Genomic DNA, 22,903 nt, shown 5'->3' on the forward strand with positions numbered 1-22,903 from the left:
CAGCGACTCTGTAAGGATCTTCCGCAATACGTTGCTGGGGGTATACATGGCTCATCTATTTCCAGACTGCTGCTAGCACAGGGATTACTGGGTCCGGGCAGACGATTTCTTCCCTCAAAAATATATTTGATATAAAAATAACTTCATTAAAAAATCCCTTGAACTGGATTTGTCGGGGATTGGTTACGACCACGAGAACAAAGTTATTCCTAAAAAATTATCCAAGCTCCTGCACCTTTAATCCTTATTTTTCGCACAATACCATTGTCCACGGAAAAGGTCTCTTTACTTCCACCACATTAAAATGCCTTCCCACTAACTTTACAAACTCTTTTGTGCTCCAGTTCTGTAAATGTTCAATGTCATTCCCAAGGCGTGTAAGGTTCTTACCTCTTAAGAAATTCATTGTGCGAAAATATGGCTCATTGGGCACACTGAATATGCAGTATTTTTTAGATATTCTCTTTATTTCCCGGAGAGCTCTTTCCGGGTTTTCAAGGTGTTCCAGCACTTCCGTTGCAATTACGAGGTCAAAACTGCTCTTTTTAAATGACAGGTCATATATGCTTCCCGTGCAGAAATTACAGCCCGGATTCTTTTGTTTTGCGATATTTAACGCTTTCTTTGAGACATCCACGCCTGTAATATCTTTCCTGTTAAGACAGTTAATGATGAACCCTTCCCCGCAGCCTATATCGATAATACTTCCCACTTCTTCCAGTGGAGCTATAGTTTCGCTCAAATCTTTCATAAACCCGGATACAACTATCCCCATGAGCGGGTTTCTGGAAGTATACTTCCTGTAATTTCCACTCTCTGAATTCTGGCTCATTTTAATCCCCATAAAACGTTTTAAAATTCCGGTATTGGATTTTGATTCTACATATCTGTCTATATTTGTTATTCCTGATTTATCCTTTATTTATCCTTTATTTATTTCCTGATTTATCTTTGATTTATTCCTGATTTATTCCTGATTTATTCCTGATTTATCTTTGATTTATTCCTGATTTATTCCTGATTTATTCCTGATTTATCTTTGATTTATTCCTGATTTATTCCTGATTTATCCTTTATTTATCCTTTATTTATTTCCTGATTTATCTTTGATTTATTCCTGATTTATCCTTTATTTATTTCCTGATTTATTCCCGATTCATCCTTGATTTGAGCTTTATAGCTTAATTTTCAAACTTTTTTTCTTAAAGTAAATAAAAATCCAAGTAATGCAGGAGAAAGGGAAGTTAAAAGGTAAAGGACTACTGGACATGTGAACCCATAGGCTGAATTCTCGTTCAACATCTGGAAAATAGTGACACTTGCAAACTCTCTGACTCCGAATCCGGATATGGATATGGGAAAATTGCCCAGGATTACTATTATAGGCAGGGAGAAGGTAAGGATATTATTTAAAGCAGGGCTCAGGGATTTTATCACTATCCAGTACACAATCATGTTCAGGATATAATAGCCAAGAGTTAAAGAAAAAGTAAAAAGCAGAACTTTTTTATTGCCTGTTATCTCCCTGATTGTTTTCATGTAATTTTCTGTGTATTCTTTTCCCTGAGAAAAGCTCTTGAAAGCAAAGCTTACTATTCTCTCATTCATGGTGATAACTATCCCGGAAATAAAAAGCGGCACAGCTAAAATCATCAGATAAATCAGGCTTCTGTCTTTAAAGAATAGGGCAGTTGACAGGACACTCAATGTCAGGAGACAGATTACATCTATAACTCTGTCCATTATTACAGTGGGAATGCTCCTGGATTTTTCAGCATCAAGGTAAAAAGCTCTTGAGACCTCTCCTGCCCTTCCTGGAGTAAGTGCTCCATAGAATGTACCTATCAGGATTATCTCCAGTGACCTTCTGATCGGGATCCTGACATTTATACAATCAAGCAGTGCCTGCCACTTCCTTGCTTTTATTAAATACATCAGGGCAATGAAAGGTAATGAAAGAGAAAGTAATGCCAGATCCATTTGAATAAAGGCTTCATAGATTGCATTCACATCAAGTTTGCTTATCAGGTAAAGCATTAATCCAGAGGTAACTGCAACTTTAATTGCCGTTTTCCATTTCATAGCTATCGTACTTTATAATATAATCGTCATTGTTTCTCGAGTTTGTAATCAGCTCTCCTATAAGACCGAGAGAAACAAACTGGGCCCCTATCACCGTAAGCAGTATCCCGAGCATAAGAAGAGGCCTTTCTCCGATTCTTTCCCCTATTATCCATAAAAACATTAAATATACTGATATGAATACTCCCGAAAAGCCCAGAAGGAACCCTATGCCTCCAAACATATGCAGAGGTCTCTTTTTGTACATCATGAGAAATGTAACAGTTATAAGGTCAAGGAAACCTTTCAATAACCTTTCGACTCCGTATTTAGATTCCCCGTGTATTCTCGGGTGATGTTCCACTTCAATTTCTCCCACTGAATAACCTCTCCAGTAAGCAAGAGCCGGGATGTAGCGGTGAAATTCACCGTATAAGTTTATATTTTTTACAACATAGTTGTGATATGCTTTGTACCCGCAGTTGAAATCGTTGATTTTAACCCCGGTTATGAATCGGGTTAACCAGTTAAAGAATCTTGAAGGCAGGGTTTTTGAAATTGGGTCATATCTTTTACTCTTCCAGCCTGAAACCATGTCATACTTATCAAGTTCTTCTATAAATCTGGGTATCTCTTTGGGGTCGTCCTGCAAATCCCCGTCCATTGTAATAACAATATCCCCTTTTGATTTTTTAAATCCGCAGGAGAGAGCCGCAGCTTTTCCATAGTTTCTCTGAAACCTTACAACTTTAACCCTTGTATCCTCAATGCTTTTTATTTTCTCAAAGCTATCATCCGTAGATCCGTCATCAACATAGATTATTTCATATGTTTTTCCAACCAGTGAAAGAATATTGTATAAACTTTTGTATAGCTCTAAGATATTTTCCTCTTCATTATGTACCGGGATTATAATTGATAACTGGGTTTTATTAGACATGTATAATCCTCTGAGATGGGATACACTTAGGGGGAATTAATTGGAGCTTCTGTTTATTAATTCCTTAAATTGTGTATTCTAATATATACTGGATCTATACAACTGAATTTTTAAATAAGATGTAAATATTTAAGCTATATCTGAAAGTATATTCAATTTGATGTTCTCAAATAGTCTGGATAATAATGCTATGTAGTAACTCAGATGCTGTATGTGGCAACCAGGACTATTAAAACTCAAACTGCACAGGTATGAGCTCAGTTTGCCCATCGCCTATCCCCCACTAAATAATGTATGTAGGAATTTAACTACTTTTCTAATAAAAACTATGATTTAATTCCTTATTAAAACTGGGGTTTTATACTTTTTTTGTAAAGAAGGTAATTATTTATTATATTTTCTTTGAATCGGGTTGTTTTTATTAAGAGATTTCAGGTAGGTTTTATTTTTTATACAGGTAGGAATACTTACTTTAATCCTTTTTTATAAAGCCTCTGTAGGCGATAAGGACATTCTTAACGATTTCGTCCCAATCATATTTTTTAGCTTTGTTTAATATAGCTTCTGAATACTTTACGCCTTCCTGATGCTCTTTTATTATTTTGTCTATAGCCTTTGCAATTTCTCTCTCGTCAAGCCCCACGACGAACCCATCAATCCCGTCTGCAATAAGCCCCTGTGCTGCGTTATACTTTTCTTTTACTGTTACTACGGGCACACCACAGGCAAAAGCCTCGATTACAACCATTCCAAAGCCTTCCCTGCTTGAAGGAAGAACAAGAACCTTTGAGGCTTTGATTTTTCCTATTAATACCCTGTACTCCTGAAACCCTGCAAATTCTACATTTTTCTGCATCCCAATCTCAAGAGTAAATTTCTCAAGAGCTTTTCTTTCAGGCCCATCTCCGGCAATACAGCAGCAAACTTCAGGGTTATCTTTTTTTAACAGGGAAACAGTTTTTATCAAAACATCAACATTTTTTTCTTTTATGAGCCTGCCTGCAAAGATAATGTCATAAATTTTGCCCTTTTGTTTTTCTGAACAATTCTGCCCGGCAGGCTTGATCCCGGAGATCATCTTCTGGTCGACCCCGTTGGGCAGGACTGCTATCTCTCTCTTCGTTCCCAGAACCGACTCAAGTCTGTTCTTTGTCCACTCCGAGACCGCAATATCATTCTTTGAAATCTTTGCAACCGCAGCCTCTATCGCAAGCCCGAAAAAGCCTTTTCTTTTTCCAAGGTATTCGTACCAGTAGTCCCCCCATACCTCGTGCCATGTAAATACTGCAGGGGTGCTCTTCAGGACTGAAACCGCTTTTACGGTGAAACAGGAAAAATAGGGAAATACACTCACGTCAATAAGGTCGAACTTTTCTCTTACAAGAACCGGAAACAGCTTTAAAGAGAAAATGAGTGCTTCGGAAATCGAACGCTTGCCGTTTACATACAGGTCACGGGCTTTACAGACTCCGTGAAGGGTCATGCCTTCATACTGTAAAACATCTTCACCCTCCCACCATTTAATCCCGAAAAGGTGCACATCATGTCCCTGTAAGGAAAGCCTCCTCCCCAGCTCATGGATGCGCACCTCAGCGCCGCCCTTGACCCAGGGATAGACAGCATCGTATACAAAGGCAACTTTCATCTGATCACTTTACCAGTCGGTGTCAACTTCAAGGAGCATTACACTTACAAATATCGCAGCAAAAATCAGCTGAAGCCCGATTGCTGCAAGGACCATTGAGATTACCGCAGACTCCACCTCTTCAAGAGTGCCATAGCCTGTACTGGCCCAGGTATAGGCAACTTTCAGTCCGATAATAAATCCTGAGCCCAGGATAAGGGATCCTCCTACAAGCTCTTTTTCAAGGGAATGGTAGCTCAGAAGCTTTCTGCCTTTTTCGTCATCGCGGTACATACCGTGGATAATTCCGTATGTTTTCATGTACCCTCCGGTTGCAAGGATCTGCCCGCCAATGATTAAGAGCATGCTGCCCAAGATAAAGGAATGCAGACGGTTATATGCAGCGTTGTTCGTAAGAAGAAGGGAAGCGGTTATAAGGAAACCCAGGAGAAATACGAAAGCTCCTGGAATATAGAGGAAAGGGACAGGCCTGTATAACATCATAAACCTTACATGCCGCCAGCCGTCCTGAAATGAGCGAAGTTTGGAGGGAGCTTTGCGTGAATAATATGTTATGGGAACTTCCTTAATTCGGAGCCCGCATCTTGCAGCTTCGATCACCATCTCAGATGCGAGTTCCATCCCGTGAGTTTTAAGATCCATTTTCTCAAGGGCTTCTTTAGTAAAAGCCCTCATCCCGCAGTGTGCGTCCGAGATTTTCGTTTTGAACAGGAAATTAAGCATTCCTGTCAGTATGGGATTGCCTATGTACTGGTGCAGCCAGGGCATGGCTCCTGCTTTAATTTCTCCCTTAAGCCGCGTGCCCATTATGAAATCGGCTTCTCCTGCCATAAGGGGATCCAGAAACCTGTCAAGTTCAAGGAGGTCATAGGTGTTGTCCGCATCTGCGATAGCAATGTAGTCCCCTTTTGCCTCTGCGAGCCCTTTGAGGTAAGCATTCCCGTAACCTTTTATTGGGCCTATGACTTTTGCACCCATTGATGCTGCAATCTCTGCAGTTCTGTCAGAAGAATTATCAGCAACTATTATTTCCCCCTCTATACCATATTTTTTGAATATATACTGGGCTTTCTCTATACAGATACGAATAGTTTCTTCCTCATTCATGGAAGGCATTACGATAGAAAGAGAGGGCATGCCCAGCTTATACATCATATTTCTTAATAACTATTTTGATACTTCAGAAAGATAAGCAGTATAAAATAAGCCCGGGAAAAGGGCGTGACTTCTGCTAACAAGCTATATAAAGTATCAGAAAACTACCTTTAATGAGGGGTTCTGGAGTTTTCAGGAGCTTAAATCAGGCTATCTTATTTTTGGAACCTCAATCACATTTCAGTATAATTTTAACGGCTTTTTGAGGTTGATTGGATGGTTAAGGTAAATATAATATTTCACAGTGTTCACGCGCACATTTACAGGATGGCAGAAGCTGTCGCTGCAGGAGCAAGGGAAGTTGAGGGAGCAGAGGTTGGGATTTATCAGGTCCCGGAAACCCTGCCGGAGGACGTTCTTGAGAAAATGGGAGCAATAGAAACCAAAAAACATTTTGCCCACATTCCGGTCGTGACGCGGGATATGTATGAAGATGTCCTTGCTGGAGCCGATGCATTAATATTCGGTACTCCCACACGTTACGGGATGATGACTGCCCAGATGCGTGCGGTCCTTGATGGGCTTGGAAAACTGTGGAGTGAGGACGCTTTTGTAGGAAAGGTGGGGAGCGTATTTACTTCCAGCGGAACGCAGCATGGCGGACAGGAATCTACAATACTCTCATTTCATGTTACCCTGCTTCACCTTGGAATGGTTATTGTCGGTCTTCCCTATGCAGAAAAGCGGCAGACAATAATGAACGAAATTACAGGCGGCAGCCCATATGGGGCTTCAACGATTGCAGGTGGGGACGGGAGCCGCCAGCCTTCAGAGAATGAACTTGAGATGGCACGTTACCAGGGCAGGCATGTAACTCAGATAGCAAAAAAAATTGCTGGAAAATAATATCTCTAAAAATAAAAAGGGCGGAAAAACATTCCCTTCTCCCGGGTGTTTTCCCTTTCAGTTTTTGAGTTATTTTTGCCTGAAATAAGAATGCTTAGCTAAAACTCGGGAAGGACCTGCCTCTGCGTTCAAACTTCTCCTGAGCTGTTGCCAGGCACGCCAGAGTGCAGTATATTGCCTTTTCCTCTGCATCCTTGAGGACAAAGAATTCTTTCCCGCAAACGGGACATATTTTTGTTACGTAAACCATAGTAGACACGCAGATTTTCTGTATGTAGGTTTTTTCTTTAGAGATGCCGTTTTTTTAAATCATACTAAAAAGAACGCAACCAAATATAAACTTTCGTATTATGTTTATATATATACTTAGTAAGAAATATTATCATTCTCCGGAGCTTAGCTGTGCTTTATATTAGAATCCCTATGCAGCAAATGTGTATCTTTTCTCTACAAATATTTGGGAATAAAATTATTTTACAGGGTTTACCCCGAAGGTAAATTTTTTAAAACTAAAATAGTTTTCACAGCCTTTTTTATCTGTTTTTACCGTTTTTTACCTGCTTTTATCTGCTCTTTACCTGGGTATTCAGGGCTGTACTGAATAGTGATCTGAAAATTATCAGGTTTAAGGAAATCCAGGAGTTATTAATGTACAGATTTATTTACATTCCTGGCTCGAAAAAGAATATTAAGATCTAAAATAAAATACAGTCATCCAATTACTTCGAATCCGGACTGGGTTCCTGACCGGATTCTCTTTTAAAACAGAGTATTACCTGGACGGAAAGTGAAAAAATAACCGGAAAATTTATAAAAAATATAGTCGGGGGTGTCCGGAATTAGGCCGTTGATTTTTGGAAATGGGAAAATCCTTATCTGTGAAGATGAAAGGGGGACTGTAAGGGATGTTTACTTCCCGTATGTAGGGCTTGAAAATCACGGAAACTCAATAAGGGTCGGGATATGTGACCTTGATTCTCTTTACTGCAGCTGGCTTGAAAACTGGAATATCCGACAGCGGTATAAATCCGAATTTGATACCGAGTTTTGTAACAGGATCCATGAGATCTCGGAAAGCCCGGAGGAAGAGATTGCACGTGTAATGGCTAGCGAAAAAGGAGCAGGCAATAAAAAAACACCTGAAACCTTCAGGGAGGTAACATCGAACATAGGGGAAACAGTTTTTGAAAATTCGGATCTTGGCCTTAAAGTCACGGTCTGGGAGGCGGTTCACCCGTCTACCAGCATTTTCTACAGGACATTTGAGATCCGGAATGTCTCCAACTCTTCAAGGCGCCTCCGTCTTTTTTCCAACCAGAATTACAGGATACTTGAAACCAAAATAGGAGAAACAGCCGTAATAGACAAAAATGTCCTTATCCATTACAAACGAGACCGCTATTTTCTGCATGCCAGTGAGCCAGCCTTTGACCAGTATGCAGTGGGGACTGCAGAATGGAGAGGGCTCGAAGGTACCTGGAAAGATATGGAAAGTGACGCAAGCCTGAGCGGAAATCCTGTAGCTCACGGCTCTGTGGACTCCACACTTGGCTGGACCCTTCCGGAGTTAAGACCGGGGGAAGCAACGAGGGTGCATTTCTGGGTCGCAATCGGAAAGAACTACTGCGGTGTGTTTAAAGTACATAAAAGGGTGAAGAACACGGGAAGTTACCTTTTCCATCATAATTTCAATTTCTGGAATTCATTTACTGAAAGGATATCCGTACTTCCTGAATATGCCTGGATGCCGCAGCTTCCTGAAGAGGTTGTAAAATGTTTCTACAGAAGCCTTCTCGCATCCGTAGCCCATATGGACATTACGGGTTCGGTGATCGCGTCCTGCGATTCGGATATTAAACAGTTTGGGGCAGACCTTTACACTTACTGCTGGCCAAGGGATGCTGCCTGGGTTTGCCTTGCCCTTGACAGGGCGCGGTATCACCACCTGAGTGCGGAAACATTTGAGTTTTTTTCAAGAACTATTACTCATCGAGGTAATTTCCTGCATAAATATACGCCTGCAGGGGATTTTGGGAGTACCTGGCATCCTGTGCCCATGATACAGATTGATGAGACAGGTCTTCCTCTCTATGCTCTTTATAACAACTGGGAGATTGCAAGGAGCGTATGGACAACAGGTAGGTACTACAGAGCTCTTGTAATCCCCGCAGCCAGCTACCTCATAAAAGCAATTGACAGGGAAACAGGCCTGCCAATTCCAAGTTTTGACCTGTGGGAAGAGAGAAAAGGCGTACATACTTACAGTGCCTGTACGGTCTATGCGGGGCTCAAGGGCGCCTGTGAGCTTGCCCGTTCCCTTGGGGATTATGGCAATGCAGATATCTGGAAAGAGGCTGCAGGGAAGTTAAAAGAAACCATTATTGAGAAGCTTTACGACCATAAGCTAGGAAGATTCAGGCGGTCTCTTGAAGAGCCAGATCTTGATTCCTCTGTATTTGCAGTCTGGTATTTCGGGATCCTCCCCCCGGATGACCCCAGAATGGTAAGGACAATGGAAGCAATAGAGCGCGAACTTTTGCGCCCCTCAGGCGGGATTGCAAGGTATCTCCATGACAGTTACTTTGGTTATATGAACAGCTGGATTATCTGCACCCTCTGGCTCTCTCAATGGCATTCTGCAACTGGGAACCTGGACCGCGCTCTTGAGCTTATTAAATGGTGTGCAGCCCACGCCCATCCATCAGGCCTTATGCCCGAGCAGGTAGATAATGGGGGAAAGCCTCTCTCCGTCCTCCCGCTTGCATGGTCACATTCAGCCTTTGTGCTTGCGGTGCTTGAATATCTTCAGGCTCTTGACAGGGGAGAAGGCGGTTCCTGCATTTTGCCGGAAAAATAATGCAGTCTCCGGAAAAGTAAAACTGACATTTCAACAGGAAATATAAAACGGTTTTTTTGAAGCTAATTTTTACACTCTCTTTTTAATACCTTATCTCAAAATATGACACCTTTCTTTAAAGCCGCTTCTCAAAATATGACACCTTTCTAGGACTTACGCGGTTGAACTGAAAAACAATGGCTCTAAACCTTCAACTGTCTAAACCAACGATTTAACAGCAAGGTCTACTGACAATGATTTTGAATCTCAAGTGCGTAAGTCCTACTTTCTTTAAAGCCGCTTCTCAAAATACAGATACCCATCTTTAAAACCGTTTCTCAAAATACAGATACCCATCTTTTTTCATTACAAAGGAAAAACCGTGTTTAAGGTACATGCTTATTGCTTTTTTAAGGGCCGGATCTGTTTTAAGAAGAGCACCCGCACAATTTTTCTCTGCAAAATTTAGAGCAGCCAGAAAAAGCTTTTCTCCATTTCCTTTGCCTCTGTATTCCTTTTTGAGGTAGATACGCCTGATTTCACACATGTTCTCCTCAAGTTTGCGGACCCCTGCGGTGCCCACTACCCTACCGTCATCAATTCCTACGAAAAAGGTGCCATCTTTTGATAAATAGTAGCTGTTTATGTCCTTCAGGTCGGCGTCTTTAAGCCTGTCATACTCAAAACCGTGCTCCAGCAGGACTCCCAGGACAACTTCACGAACTTCATCCATTCTGGAATCGTCGTACATCTGGATTATCATTTTTCTCTCCTTGTTTTTCTCAATTCGGGGCTTTTTAAAATTCAGGTTTTTTCGATATATTCCTGAGGCCCGTGGTATTTCTGGAGGCTGAGGTATTTTTCAGGGTTTTTGAGGAAATCCAGGGATAATGTGTGGAAAATTTCACTGCCTTTGAGAAGGATCTCTTCGTCAATATCAAAAGCGCATGAATGGTTGATCTCCACTATTCCTTTTTTCTGGTTCCTCGTGCCGAGTGAAATAAAAACTCCCGGCACTACCTGCAGATAGCTTGCAAAATCTTCGGCAGCAAAGGTCTTTTCGATTTCCGGGTAGACCGTGAGCTCAGGGAAGCTCTCATGCAGTTTCAAGTTTACAGCTTCCGTGAAAAATGGGTCATTTACCAGGACCGGGTAACCGTGCAGGATATCAAGCTCATAGTTCGGAAGGCCTGAAAACTCCTCTCCGGGTTTCAGGTATTCTTGTTTTATTTTTTCAAGGCACTCTTTTATCGTCGCGTCGATAATATCTGTTGTCTCGCTGTCAAATGTCCGGTAGCTCCCAAGAATCCCTACATTGTCAGGTATCCTGTTAAACTGAGCACCTCCCTGGATCCTGCCCACTCCAAGGACATATTTTTCTTTATCAAGCCGCTCTTCAAGAGCGGAATTGAGGCTGTTTATAAAGTCTACAGCCATCCTCACAGGGTCAATGCATTTTGCTGGCAGTGAGATGTGCCCGCCTTTTCCTTTTAGTATAACTTCGAAACGGTTTGTGCTTGCCATAAAAGGTCCGGGACGAAACCCCACGCTTCCGGACTCGTGATTGGTAAAAATATGCATGCCAATTATCGCGTCCACGCCTTCAAGCCCTCCTTCGGCGATAACCCTTTCCGAGCCTCCAGGCGGGATCTCTTCTGCGGGCTGGAAAATCAGGCGGACTTCTCCGGGAAACTCTCTGTTTTCCATAAACATTCTTGCAGCCCCAAAGAGCATTGCCATATGCCCGTCGTGCCCGCAGGCGTGCATTACTCCCTCGGTTCTGGAAATATATTCCCTGTTTCTTTCCGCAGGCTCTTCCTGTACCTGGAGTCCGTCAGTATCCGTCCTGAGGGCAATGCAGGGACCGGGCATAGTTCCACGGATGCTTGCAAGCACGCCGGTATCCGCAATCTTCCTGCCTTCTATACCAAGCTCTCCAAGAATTTTCAGGATTCTTTTCTGGGTTTCGTATTCTTTAAAACTGAGTTCGGGGTATTTGTGGAATTCTCGCCTCAGCCGGATAATCCAGGATTCAAGCGATTCTCCACTCGGGTCATCTCTCAAACTTATTACCTCGGATCTTCTGCACACGCAGGTTATTCCGTTTATTTTTTATGATGTTCCGCATTTTTTTCAGAGCATTCTTTCAGTATTCTTTATTTTACTCCTTTAGTATATATTACTCCGGGTATATTACTCCATTTTTTCGAAATAAGCTAATTTTATCAGGAGCCAAAACATCGGCAGTTAAATACATGAATAGTACAATACATTTTATCGCGTCAATTACCTGAAGTCCGGTCTCAAATCCGTTTATATTCAGGTATTTTTAAGGTTGTTATTAAGGTTCATTATCAGGTTATTATGGCCGTTACAGGTCCATTCTTTATGGGAAACTCTTGACTGAAAACCAATCCGTAGCAGTTAAGTTCGGCAGACTGGATTATTTTTACAGGCTCCAGGGATGATACAAAATGCTTAAAACACGCCTCAGAGATTTTCTTCTTACAAAAGACAACTGGCTTTTTGCAGTTTCTGATTATTTCCGTACCGATGGGATAAGAGCCACGCTTCGCTACGTTCCGGATGAAACCGGAGAGAGGGAATTAAACGGAGTAAGGTACAAAAAATATGATTTCGGTCCTGCTTTCGAATTCATGAAAAAAAATAGGCCAGAATGGGTCCGGGACGTGCACGTTGTCCCTGAATCCGAAGTAGAAAAAGTGCTCCGCCCTTCTGACATAATTCCCGAGCTTATAAATTCCGACAGCCGTGTAAGGGCAATAGTAAAAGTGCTTGACATGGCGGAAATTCCCAGGACAAGTATGGGAGTCACGGGTTCAATGCTTGCAGGCCTGCAAAATGAGAGTTCAGATGTCGATTTTGTTGTCTACGGTCCCATGTGGTTCAGGGCAAGAGATGCCATAACCGCTGCTAAACAGCAAGAAGGGCCTGTGGAGGAACTGGATGAAGACATGTGGCAGAGGATCTACAGAAAAAGAATCCCTGAGATCTCTTTTGATGAATTCATGCTGCATGAGTCCAGAAAAGGAAACCGCGGCATGGTTGAGGGCACGTACTTTGACCTCCTCTTCGTGCGGGAATGGGACCAGATTAAAGAACCCCTGCTGCGGGGAAAAGATACCGTCAAAATGAAAATTGAAGCCGAAGTTATAAATGCTGACTTTGCCTTTGATAGCCCTTCCTATTATAAAGTGGAACACGAAGAAATTGACCATGTGCTTTCCTACACTCATACATACGCAGGCCAGGCTCTCCCCGGAGAGATCATAGAAGCCCGCGGAGTGGTCGAAGAAGTAGGGGACATTAAGCGGCTTGTTGTGGGTACTTCAAGGGAGCCGAAAGGGGAATGGATAAGGTCTCTCACATGGCTTGAAAAGTGCGGATACATTTGATTCATCTAAATATCCACAATTAGCCTGAAAATATTTTCTCCGGCTTCAGTCTTGAGAATTTTATCTCATTCCATTTTACTCTCTTTTTTATTTTATTCCATTTTACTCTATTTCACTTTATTTCATCCCATTTTACTCTCATTTACTTTATTTTGTTTAATTCTATTTTATTCTAATTTACTTTTTTTCATCGCTGCATATGATGCCAGAACTCCGGCTGCTGCAAATAAAACTCCTGCCCCAGGGGCACTTTCACTTTCTTTTTCCGTATGTGAAACCATATTCCCTTTATTCTCTTCTTCGGGTGTTTCTCCTTTGCTCATAAGATTATTCTCTTCTCTGGCAGGAGTGATTTCAATCGGCTGGCTTTTTTCGTCAGGACCTGAGATAGCAAAAGGTGAAAATCCCGGAGTTTTTGCTTTAAAGTAGAAGAAATCTTCGTCTTCTCCGGTCAGGACTGTGGAAAGTTCATTCCATGTGTCGTCACTGTACCTGTAAAGGGTTATCGTGTTTTCACCGATGCTGTTTTCGGAGAGCCATATCCGGTTTACCCTGAAGCTTATGCTGGCGTTTTCAAGGTTTTCCGAGCTTGAAAATCCGCTGTTTCCTACCCATATATTCAGGTTTTTATAGACCGTTCCCGGGGCAGGCTTTTTAACTAATATGGACGTGTCCTTCAGCATCTCTACAATCGTTGTTGTTTTTCCAAAATTCTTTTTGGGGTCAAACTCAATAGCAACGACATCGTTTGTCTCTCCTCTGAACGTGTAGCAGGTATGGACTCCTTTGAAGACCTGCTCATTTGAAATCTCCTTTAGCTCTACATTCCTTGTCGATTCAGGAGATCCACCTCCTCCGCCTCCTCCTCCGCTTCCGCCGCTTCCCCTGCTCCCGCTGCTTCCTCCGGAAGACTGGATTTCCTCAATAACTGTGATATAACCTGTTTTTGTCCTGGTATCATTTCCATAGGTCTTATTGACTGCCCTGAGAATTACAGTATATGTCCCGGCTGTTTCGTAGGTCCATACAGGATTTTTTTCTAAAGAGTCAGTGATTCCGTTTCCGTCAAAGTCCCATTCCCAGGAATCCGGATTTCCTGTGGACAGGTCAGTGAACTGGACTTTAAGAGGGCTGGTGCCGGAGAGGGGGCTTGCGGAAAAGTTAGCTTCCGGGGGAGGGCATGTCACAATTATTTCCAAATCTCCCGTGACAGGGATGGCGGAGACTGAATATGCGGAAATATTTCCTGAAAGCCTGAAGTTTCCAGGTGCAGCAGACGGAGGTACTGTCACCCTGTAAACGATTGTTTTTTCTCCTCCTGCCTGAAGGCTTTCTACCCAGACCCATTCCAGGGTAGACTCTTTAAACGTCTCAATATTCTGGAAAGTAGCTCCTGCACTTTCAACCACATTCACATTCCATCCCTCAGGAAGGTTTTCGTCAAGCGCGAGGGCTTCAATGTTCTGGTCTGTTGATATATTTACGGTAACTGTAAAACTCCCGCCTGTATAAGCTATTCCTGTGGCTGTTCCTGTAGAGATTTCCCTGTTTGCCTCTATTCCGGAGGCTGAAACCGGAAATACAGCTATTGTAAAAAATAGGATCAGTATAATGCCGGAGATTAAATGCAAAAATCCTGTCCGGCTTTTTACTTCCCGGGGTCCGATCATTTTCATGAAGATGAATCCTTTATATTTCCTGGTTTATCTGCAATTGCTTATCTGCATTTTTCGCCACTATCTATCTTAAATTCTATATTCTGTATTGGTGTATATTATTATAACTGTTTTTGGCCTGACTTTTATCAAATAATTGAAGATTTTTCCTTTTTCAGCATCCTAAGGCCTGTTTATTTCAGGCAGGAGACGAGATAACTTCAAGTCTGTCCGCAGTCAAAGTCACATATAAATAAAACAGTGTTCTATTCTCTTCTATGATAACACGAAAAAGTTACATATGGCTTGCTCTGGCTTTTATAGGAATTGCAGCCACAGCTGCAGTGTTTGCTTACCCCGGACCTGCTGGAAATACAGTCCAGGCAGACGGGCGCGAAACCATTGCTCAGGGAGGAGAAATGGCTGTTAACGGGATTGAATCCTCTTCCAGCGTAATAACAAAGGCAGAACCTGTAAATCCTTTGGAATTTCTTACTGCCGGGGCTGCAGGAACTGATTCGGCAACTGAGGTTACGGTTTATAACAACAACCTTGCTCTTGTGAAAGAACGCCGGAAACTCGACCTCAATACGGGAGTTAACAATATCGAATACACTGATGTTGCAGAGCTTATCGATCCTACATCTGTCATATTTGAGGACACAAAAAACAAAAATACTGCCGTCCTTGAACAGAACTATGAATATGACCTGGTAAGCAGCTACAAGCTTCTGGACAAATTCCTGGGCAAGGAAATCACTGCAACCGAAAAGGAAGGAGAAACCTATACAGGTACTCTTCTAAGCCATGACGGCGGGGTTGTGCTCCAGCTGAGTGACGGAAAAGTAGTGAGTCTTACAGAAGTTTCCAGACTCGAATTCCCTGATTCCGCAGGTCTGCTCACAAAACCTACCCTCGTCTGGCAGATTTATTCCCCCGTATCAGGCAGCAGGAATGTCCTCACATCTTACCTTACAGGTGGCATGAACTGGAAGGCGGATTATATCGTGAAGACTAATGCTGATGACACAAAAGCTGACATCCAGGGCTGGGTCAGCATCGATAATCAGGCTGGGACCACCTATGAGGACGCCAGGTTGAAGCTTGTTGCAGGAGAGGTCCACCGTATAGCTGTACCGCAGAGGAATTATTATGAAGAAGCTGCAGTAGAAGAGGAAGTAGCATACGATAGTGTAAAAGAAGGTTTTGCTGAAGAATCTCTCTTTGAGTACCACCTTTATACCCTGGAAAGGCCGGCAACTCTTAAAAACAAGCAGGTTAAGCAGCTTTCCCTACTTTCCGCGGATTCCGTGCCCGTGAAAAAGGAACTTATCTTTGATGTCTCAAAAAGCGATAAAGTACAGGTAGCCCTTAACCTGACCAACTCAAAAGACAGGGGCCTTGGAATGCCTCTCCCTGCCGGAGTATTGAGGGTATACAAATCTGATTCCGAAGGTCAGCTCCAGTTCCTCGGGGAAGACAGCATAGACCATACCCCGAAAGATGAGGAAATTAAGGTAGTTGTCGGAAACGCCTTTGATGTAACAGGCACCAGGACCCAGACCGATTACAAGAGAATAAGCACTGATGTCTGGCGGGAGAGCTACGAGATAGAACTGAAAAACCATAAGTCTCAGGCACAAAAAATACGCATCGTAGAACACTTCTACGGGGACTGGGAAATTACCACGGGTTCAGATACTTATGAAAAGACGGATGCTTACACTGCCGAGTGGGAAGTAAACGTACCCGCAGACGGCTCTAAAAAGGTTACTTTCACGGTGGAACGTAGATACTGAATCCAGCAATTTAACAGGTTGCCTCTTATTATATTTTCCGATGTATTCTAAGAGGCTTTACCTGTTTCAATATTACTTAACTTTATCAATTGGAAGAAGTCAATCTTCCTGTTGTTTTTTCCTGAAGTTTACTGGTCTGGCAGAATTTTTGGGGACAAATCCTATCTTAAATTTCATTTTTCTGGATGATCTGTTACAGATCTTTATTTATGGGTCCGGATTTAAAGACCTGGATTTTAGTGCAGGATCCTCAGTATTAGAGATTTTATATGATTAAACCATATAATCAACTGTTTTGGTTTTTTATTTTTTTGAGTATTTTTTAGCTTTTTGTATTTAAGCTGGACAGGTCACTGACAGTTCAAGGCCACTGGCAATTATTAACATTTTATTGTATGTGGGTGGTGAAGGATGAAAGTAAAGTTGAATATGAAATGCTTAGCTCTATCTGTATTCTGTGTCCTTTTGATTGTATTCCTGGGGGCGGGTCCCTCTTTTGCCCAGATGGGGCAGGGTGGAGGATCTGGGGGCGGGCAGGGAGGAAAGCCTGTTGACGGCATGGGCCCTGGAATGGGACATGGAATGATGAATGGTTACGGGTTTGACAGGTACGACAGCAGGTTTGCAGGCTTCGGATCAATGATTTTCAATGAGGCATGCAGCAATTTTGGAATCCCTGTAGAAACCGCACTTTCCGATCTCGGGCTTCCGAAGGATATGGATCCGCAGCTTACGATTCTTGAGGTTGAAGAGCATTACGGAGTTACAGGGCAGGAAATTGCGAGCTACATGGCTGCGAATATGCAGCAGAAGCCTGCCTCTATTAATTCCCGGCAACAGCTCATGATGCGCCAGCAAGCTGTACAGAACATGAGGGGTACGGGACAGGGAATGCATTTCATGCATAAGGGACGCTTTGCATATGGGAACTATACGACCTTCAGTTTTGATAACAGTTCAGGAGAAGTCAGCAGTTTTGCGGTTGGCGGAGACCTGATTTTCAATTCGGTTACGGTTTCTGATTTTGCCTTTAAGGAAGAGAGGGTTGCAGGGGCAACTGCTGTCTACGAAGGTGCTGACAGCCAGATTTTCCTCCATGATAACCCTATGGGAATCCTGCAGGTCCGGGCTTTTGCCAATAAAACCGTAGTTTTTGACCTTGCGGAAGAAGTGGAAGCAAGCATGGATACCGAACTTTCAGACAGTCCGGGAGATGCAGTCATTGTAAATATTTCCAAAAATAATTTTGCAGGATACCTTATTGTCTTCAAGAATTATCTTGCTACCGCCACTGGTGATGAGCCTATCGAAGGACCTGATGCCAGGGTTTCAGACGGCAGGGTTACAGTGACTCTTGTAAATAACAGTGTGGTCATGTTCCGTGCAAGTCCCATGGACCCTGTTCTCATGCAGACCGGATACCGGTACGGCCCCCATGTTGCATACATGCACCAGGTGCTTAGCCGGGAAATTGCCCGCGGCAGAATCGGAGCCGAAATATCACTCCGTGCAGGCGGGGATAATGCATCCGTTGTGAACTACACTCCCATGGGCGTGCACATCAGGGAAAGGGACAGAGACCGTGTAGTCCTCGAGGTGAATTCCGATCTTCCAGAAGGCAGAGTCATTACCATAAATGTGGACAACGAGACCGTCAACCTTTCCAGTCCAGACCGCATCAGGCTCCGCTTTAATGGGAAAGTAATTGAAAAAGCGGGAAATATCGATGAACTCTTCGCCGGTGGAAACCGTCCGCTCTGTTATCTCTTGCAGGAAAACGAAACTGCGACCATGGCAGTATATATCCCCGAATTTTCGGAACATGAAATTATAATTGACATTGAGCCTGAAGCCGGGGAAGAAAGGGCTGGAGAAGAAACAGAGGAAGAAGAGACTACTGATGAGAGCAGTGAAGCTGAACCTGCACCAGCTTTTGAATTTGGGGCAGGTATTGCGTTAGTGGCTTCCATATATGTATTGAGGCGCAGGAAGCAGTGAATAGTTTTTCCCGGTCTGCTTAAATTCAGTATAATTGAAAAATAGGTGCAGAGGCGTTGAGCTCCAAAAATCTGCATTATATTTTCTTATTTTATTCTTTTTTTCCTAAATTCTGCAACCTCTAATTATTGGTTTATCATACAGGAATATGTGTTTTTCGCATATTATTTCTCTTTGCCTGACAGCGTTCTATTTCATAAGACTGTTATATCCTCTTTGATATTCTTCAATCATATCCTCTTTGATATTCTTCAATCATATCCTCTTTGATATTCTTCAATCATATCCTCTTTGATATTTTTCAATATTTCAGGTTTTCTTCGTTAGCTCTTTTTTGTATCAATTATTCTTGATACTCGTCCTCCAGATTTTTAAATTTGGATTCCTATTTCTATTATAGTTTAAATCATTCAATGGAACTCCGAGGTCAAATATGAAAATAGAAAGTGATGGAGTAAAGGAAGAAGGGAATCCTGAATATAATCCTGAAAATAATCCTGAAAATGATGAAGAAGACTTGCTGTATACACATAAACCTGAAAACCGCGGCAATAGTATGCAATGGAACTCTGCTTTCTGCAGAAGACCGGGTCATTAAAAATGCACAGAACACCTGAAAATTCATAACTTCTAACTAATTTTATCAGTGATGTGATTTCTTTTAGAAGAGGTATTGATATGTCATTTTTAAATGAAATGTTGCCTGAAACTGCAGAAGCTTTTGGACAGATGAGAAATTCCATTTTTAAAGACGCTTTTCTTGATCTTAAAACAAAAGAATTAATTGCTGTCGCTTCCTCGGTCCTTATGCGCTGTCAGTTTTGCGTTGACACGCATTCTCAAAGGGCTATTGTTGCCGGAGCAACAAAGGAGGAGATCGCAGAAGCCATTTCTGTTGCAATGTTTGTTGCTGCCGGTTCACAGATAGGGTGGACAAACGTATATGAGGAAAATGTATACAACAGAATTTTCGAGAAGGATAAAGACAGGAAAGAAGAGGATTGCTGCTGTTGCTGTGAGGACTGAGAGCCAAACCATTTCCACTATTTTTGATTCCTTTACAGCTAGTTGAATTCATTTCACCCGGTTTTTTTGGACTTGGGTTTGCCACCGCAGGGACTGCAGGTAGGGCCCTGTGTGGGTGTCGTTAGAGGGAAGGATGATCGGAAAGCCGGCAAGTCTTTAGCTTGGCAGCAGTTCACATTTTCAATATATTATTCAAAATATCTCCGAATTCAGGGTTCAGTCTGTAAAACCTCCATTTTGAGACATTATAGGCTTCAATGACCCCGCAGTTTTTCAAAATCGCCAGGTGGTGGGAGACCAGGTTTTGCCTCTCATTTAACTTGAATATCAGTTCGCAGACACAGTGGTCTCTCTGAGAAAGAAAATAAGCAATTTTCAGTCTTATCGGATGTCCCAGAGCACTAAATATCTCACTTGCTTTTTTAATGTCGTTGTCCAGAAAATCTATTTCCTGGAGCATTTTTTCTTCCCATTCCTTTTTTTTCTCCGGGTCCACAGGGCAGCAATAACTCATGAATAAAAGAAGTTAAGCTTTCTAAATAAATTTTTTCATATCAATTTTGTTTGATATTAAACGTATTATTATTTATAAGCGATACTTTTCGACTTCGAGTCTGGAGGACCCATATCAATATATTTTGATATCTAACCTGCATTTTTTTATCAAACGAATCCTGAACTAAATTGAAAGATTAATGCGTGTTTATTGAATTTTTTTCTGCATCCGAATGATCCAGGTAAAATATTTATATCATATATTATACTTGAATATATCAACATATTTTGATTCTTTAATCCTTTTCTTATATGCATAAATACAGAACCTGATTTAGGAGAATTGTAATGAAGCGATTGCATAAAATACAGGACAGAGAACGAATTTCTTCTTCGTTTCAGTCCTTTTTGAAAAAACCGCTCCCTATTTTAGCTATTTTTTTTGTCCTTTTCAGCTCAGGCTGCACGGATATTAATGGTTCCGAAAGTGAAGCCGAGACTGTTGAAACCGCTGCTGACATTAATAATTCCGTCAGTGGAGCAGGATTGGTCGAGGTTACAGATCTGAGCCAGATTGACGAAGCTCTTGATAAAGGTCCTGTTGTGTTGAAACTTGGTTCTAAAAGATGCATCCCCTGTCAGGAACAGGAAGAGATACTTACAGAGATTCTACCGATATATCAGGATAAAGCTTCAATAATGCTCATTGATGTCAATGAGTACCCTGAATTTGCATCAACATTTGGGGTAAGAGTTATTCCAGATACCTGTGTTATTACAGTCATCGAAGACGGTAAATATATCTACATGCGGCAGGACGGAACTGAAAGTTCGGAGAGAGCAAATGCAAGGTTCCTGGGTGTTGTCGATAAAGCAACCCTTTCAGAGACTCTTGGGAAAGCCATCGAAGACAGAAACCATGGAGAGTAATTTATGTTTTCTGACTTTCTGCCGGTCGCCGCTTTCTTTGCAGGGTTGGTCAGTGTACTCTCCCCCTGCATCCTTCCAGTAATTCCGGCAGTTTTTGCTTATTCAACTGAACAAGGAAAGTTCAGGCCTCTTGCAATAGTATTGGGGTTGTCTATTTCCTTTACCAGCATGGGGATTGTCACCTCTCTTTTCGGAGCAACGCTAACTGCATATCTCGATCTACTTTACATCTTCGCCGAAGTTCTTCTGGTCACAATGGGTATTTCACTGATCTTTGACCTCAATATTTTCAATGTTTTTGGAAATTTTTCTTCACTTGCAAATTCCCGAAAGGAAGGACTTTTCGGAGGTCTTTTGCTCGGTCTCTCTCTGGGGATTGTCTGGCTTCCATGTGTGGGCTCAGTACTTGGCTCAATCCTTACAATGGTAGCAGTTTCAGGAAAAGTTGCATATGGGGCACTGATGCTTTTCATATATTCTATCGGCTTTTCCATTCCAATGCTTCTTGTTGCTTACTCTGCAAGCTTTTCTTCCACAAGGCTTCAGAAAGTTTCAAAGTATGGTTTTCCTTTAAAAAAAGTTGCAGGCATCATTGTTTTATGTGTCGGCTTTTATATGGTTTACCAGAACCACTTCAGCGGATTCTGAGTTTCTTAGACTCTTCTAAACACTTATTTTTTTGATCGCGTAAGTGTTAAAACAGTGCCCGGTAAACTGATTGTTATTTGTAAAAAATGGATTTTTGAACTAATAGAATTCTAAACCAGTGACCACCAAATATATATGGATATATGTGCATATATCCATATAATCATGCTTGATAGTAAAGTGAAATTCTTTAAAGCTCTCGGAGATGAAACACGGCTTACCATCCTCTCTTACTTGCTGGAACACAGCTACTGTGCCTGTGACTTTTCTTCCCTTACAAAAAAGGACCAGACAACGGTTTCAAAACATTTGAAAGTCCTAGTTGAAGCTGGAATTTTAAAGTACGAAAAGCAGGGAAGAAACGTAATTTACAGCATTAAAAACGAAGAGATCAGCTGTTTGCTATTATCTCTTGGAATCCGGGATATAAAACCCTGTTGTGATGGGCAGCAGGCTTCAGGAGTATGCTCTGTTTCAGAGGTATGTCCTGTATGTAAAACCGAATACCGAATCAACAACACTATTAATGGGAGTACTGAAAACCGGGTTGAAAACAAAGTTAAAAATAACTGACAGTAAGCTCAAGATAAATAGAAAAATATCAATGGTAAGGAATGGGATATAAAAATGGATGCGAATGAAAAAAAGGAAGTTATCAAAAAGAAGTATCAGGAAATTGCAATTTTAGGGGGCTCCTGCTGTTCTGGCGGATGCTGCGGTGATTCTAACTCAACAGACCTTTCCAGGTCACTTGGTTATTCCGAATCTGACGTTCAGGCTGCTCCGGATGCGAATATGGGTCTTGGCTGCGGCAATCCTACCGCTTTTGCAGAACTGAAACCCGGAGATGTCGTTCTGGATCTGGGTTCTGGCGGGGGTTTTGATTGTTTTCTTGCTGCACAGAAAATAGGAAGCTCAGGAAAAGTTATCGGGGTCGATATGACTCTTGAAATGGTTGAAAAAGCGCAGGCTAATGCCCGAAAATATGGCTACTCAAATGTAGAATTCCGCCATGGGGATATTGAGTCTCTCCCGGTTGAAGATAGTTCTATGGATGTTATTATCAGTAACTGTGTTATTAACCTGGCTCCTGATAAGGAAAAAGTTTTCAGAGAGGCGTTCCGTGTTCTGAAACCGGAAGGCAGAATGTATATTTCGGACATGGTTCTCCTTGATGAGCTGCCTGAAGAACTTAAAAATGACAGTGAGCTGCTTGCAGGTTGTATTGCTGGTGCCGTTTTAAAAGAGGAATATTTGGGGCTTCTGAAAAAGGCAGGGTTTTCGGTTGAAATCCTGAATGAAGATTTAGATATCAGTAAAAGGCAATACAGAGATTTGCCAGTCGAAAGCCTGAAATTAAAAGCCCGGGTGTAATAGAAGACAGGACAAATATGGAAAAAAGTATGGGTGGATATCAGCAGTTCCTGATGGTTACTCTTGCCGATTTTCAATT

Annotated in this window: 21 protein-coding genes; 11 read left to right on the forward strand and 10 right to left on the reverse strand. The window is 42.1% G+C overall.

Annotated elements, in window-relative coordinates; translation table 11 throughout:
• Positions 1-244: 244 nt before the first annotated feature.
• From M886_RS08635 to M886_RS08655, 5 genes are all read right to left on the reverse strand, one after another.
• Complete coding sequence (locus tag M886_RS08635; RefSeq protein ID WP_011034150.1) at positions 245-832, reverse strand: class I SAM-dependent methyltransferase; 588 nt, start codon at positions 830-832, stop codon at positions 245-247.
• Positions 833-1,188: 356 nt separating this feature from the next.
• Complete coding sequence (locus tag M886_RS08640; protein WP_048036733.1) at positions 1,189-2,082, reverse strand: lysylphosphatidylglycerol synthase transmembrane domain-containing protein; 894 nt, start codon at positions 2,080-2,082, stop codon at positions 1,189-1,191.
• Positions 2,060-3,001 carry a glycosyltransferase family 2 protein gene (locus M886_RS08645; protein WP_048038822.1) on the reverse strand — a complete coding sequence of 314 codons (942 nt, stop codon included), beginning with the start codon at positions 2,999-3,001 and terminating at the stop codon, positions 2,060-2,062. Before M886_RS08645 ends, M886_RS08640 begins: the two co-directional genes overlap by 23 nt.
• A gap of 472 nt (positions 3,002-3,473) precedes the next feature.
• The gene (locus M886_RS08650) at positions 3,474-4,646 is read right to left on the reverse strand and encodes a glycosyltransferase family 4 protein (protein WP_048051035.1); all 1,173 of its coding nucleotides are present in this window, start codon (positions 4,644-4,646) and stop codon (positions 3,474-3,476) included.
• Positions 4,647-4,655: 9 nt separating this feature from the next.
• Complete coding sequence (locus tag M886_RS08655) at positions 4,656-5,783, reverse strand: glycosyltransferase family 2 protein (protein WP_235203908.1); 1,128 nt, start codon at positions 5,781-5,783, stop codon at positions 4,656-4,658.
• A gap of 234 nt (positions 5,784-6,017) precedes the next feature.
• On the opposite strand from M886_RS08655, the gene wrbA reads away from it, so the two are divergent.
• Positions 6,018-6,647: an NAD(P)H:quinone oxidoreductase type IV gene (gene wrbA / locus M886_RS08660; protein ID WP_048040178.1), complete on the forward strand. Its 630-nt coding sequence runs from the start codon at positions 6,018-6,020 to the stop codon at positions 6,645-6,647.
• Positions 6,648-6,741: 94 nt separating this feature from the next.
• Here wrbA and M886_RS18885 read toward each other — a convergent pair whose 3' ends face one another.
• Entirely contained in the window at positions 6,742-6,897 is a 156-nt protein-coding gene (locus M886_RS18885; protein WP_015412395.1) for a hypothetical protein, read from the reverse strand.
• A 579-nt stretch (positions 6,898-7,476) separates the two neighbouring features.
• Between M886_RS18885 and M886_RS08665 the strand changes: the two genes are divergently transcribed.
• Positions 7,477-9,504, forward strand: a complete 2,028-nt coding sequence (locus tag M886_RS08665) for a glycoside hydrolase family 15 protein (protein ID WP_084685060.1) — start codon at positions 7,477-7,479, stop codon at positions 9,502-9,504.
• Positions 9,505-9,808: 304 nt separating this feature from the next.
• On the opposite strand, the gene M886_RS08670 is transcribed toward M886_RS08665, so the two are convergent.
• Entirely contained in the window at positions 9,809-10,246 is a 438-nt protein-coding gene (locus M886_RS08670; protein ID WP_048040180.1) for a GNAT family N-acetyltransferase, read from the reverse strand.
• A gap of 41 nt (positions 10,247-10,287) precedes the next feature.
• The gene (locus tag M886_RS08675; protein ID WP_048051036.1) at positions 10,288-11,547 is read right to left on the reverse strand and encodes a M20 metallopeptidase family protein; all 1,260 of its coding nucleotides are present in this window, start codon (positions 11,545-11,547) and stop codon (positions 10,288-10,290) included.
• A 410-nt stretch (positions 11,548-11,957) separates the two neighbouring features.
• Between M886_RS08675 and M886_RS08680 the strand changes: the two genes are divergently transcribed.
• The gene (locus tag M886_RS08680; protein WP_048046622.1) at positions 11,958-12,899 is read left to right on the forward strand and encodes a nucleotidyltransferase domain-containing protein; all 942 of its coding nucleotides are present in this window, start codon (positions 11,958-11,960) and stop codon (positions 12,897-12,899) included.
• 167 nt (positions 12,900-13,066) lie between these two features.
• Here the strand turns inward: M886_RS08680 and M886_RS08685 are convergent, their stop codons facing one another.
• Entirely contained in the window at positions 13,067-14,575 is a 1,509-nt protein-coding gene (locus M886_RS08685; RefSeq protein ID WP_048051037.1) for a PGF-pre-PGF domain-containing protein, read from the reverse strand.
• Between the two features lie 257 nt (positions 14,576-14,832).
• On the opposite strand from M886_RS08685, the gene M886_RS08690 reads away from it, so the two are divergent.
• From M886_RS08690 to M886_RS08700, 4 genes are all read left to right on the forward strand, one after another.
• Entirely contained in the window at positions 14,833-16,353 is a 1,521-nt protein-coding gene (locus M886_RS08690; RefSeq protein WP_015412402.1) for a DUF4139 domain-containing protein, read from the forward strand.
• A gap of 429 nt (positions 16,354-16,782) precedes the next feature.
• A complete protein-coding gene (locus M886_RS08695) occupies positions 16,783-18,351 on the forward strand; it encodes an MAST domain-containing protein (protein WP_152558009.1) in 1,569 nt (522 codons plus the stop codon).
• Between the two features lie 433 nt (positions 18,352-18,784).
• On the forward strand, positions 18,785-18,949 hold the full coding sequence (locus tag M886_RS18640; protein WP_155395264.1) for a hypothetical protein: 165 nt from the start codon (positions 18,785-18,787) through the stop codon (positions 18,947-18,949).
• An 80-nt stretch (positions 18,950-19,029) separates the two neighbouring features.
• A complete protein-coding gene (locus tag M886_RS08700) occupies positions 19,030-19,377 on the forward strand; it encodes a carboxymuconolactone decarboxylase family protein (protein ID WP_048038301.1) in 348 nt (115 codons plus the stop codon).
• Positions 19,378-19,549: 172 nt separating this feature from the next.
• Here M886_RS08700 and M886_RS08705 read toward each other — a convergent pair whose 3' ends face one another.
• Positions 19,550-19,891 (reverse strand): ArsR/SmtB family transcription factor, encoded by a 342-nt coding sequence (locus M886_RS08705; RefSeq protein WP_011034167.1) that lies wholly within the window; start codon positions 19,889-19,891, stop codon positions 19,550-19,552.
• Positions 19,892-20,220: 329 nt separating this feature from the next.
• On the opposite strand from M886_RS08705, the gene M886_RS08710 reads away from it, so the two are divergent.
• The 4 genes from M886_RS08710 to M886_RS08725 all read left to right on the forward strand — a co-directional run bounded on the left by M886_RS08710 (position 20,221) and on the right by M886_RS08725 (position 22,824).
• The gene (locus tag M886_RS08710; protein WP_011034168.1) at positions 20,221-20,802 is read left to right on the forward strand and encodes a thioredoxin family protein; all 582 of its coding nucleotides are present in this window, start codon (positions 20,221-20,223) and stop codon (positions 20,800-20,802) included.
• 3 nt (positions 20,803-20,805) lie between these two features.
• Positions 20,806-21,450, forward strand: coding sequence for a cytochrome c biogenesis CcdA family protein (locus M886_RS08715; protein WP_011034169.1), 645 nt, complete (start codon positions 20,806-20,808; stop codon positions 21,448-21,450).
• Between the two features lie 165 nt (positions 21,451-21,615).
• Positions 21,616-22,023 (forward strand): ArsR/SmtB family transcription factor, encoded by a 408-nt coding sequence (locus M886_RS08720; protein ID WP_015412404.1) that lies wholly within the window; start codon positions 21,616-21,618, stop codon positions 22,021-22,023.
• Positions 22,024-22,077: 54 nt separating this feature from the next.
• A complete protein-coding gene (locus M886_RS08725) occupies positions 22,078-22,824 on the forward strand; it encodes an arsenite methyltransferase (protein ID WP_015412405.1) in 747 nt (248 codons plus the stop codon).
• The last annotated feature ends 79 nt before the right edge of the window (positions 22,825-22,903 follow it).

It is taken from the genome of Methanosarcina soligelidi, from assembly GCF_000744315.1.
Classification (GTDB): Archaea; Halobacteriota; Methanosarcinia; order Methanosarcinales; family Methanosarcinaceae; genus Methanosarcina; species Methanosarcina mazei.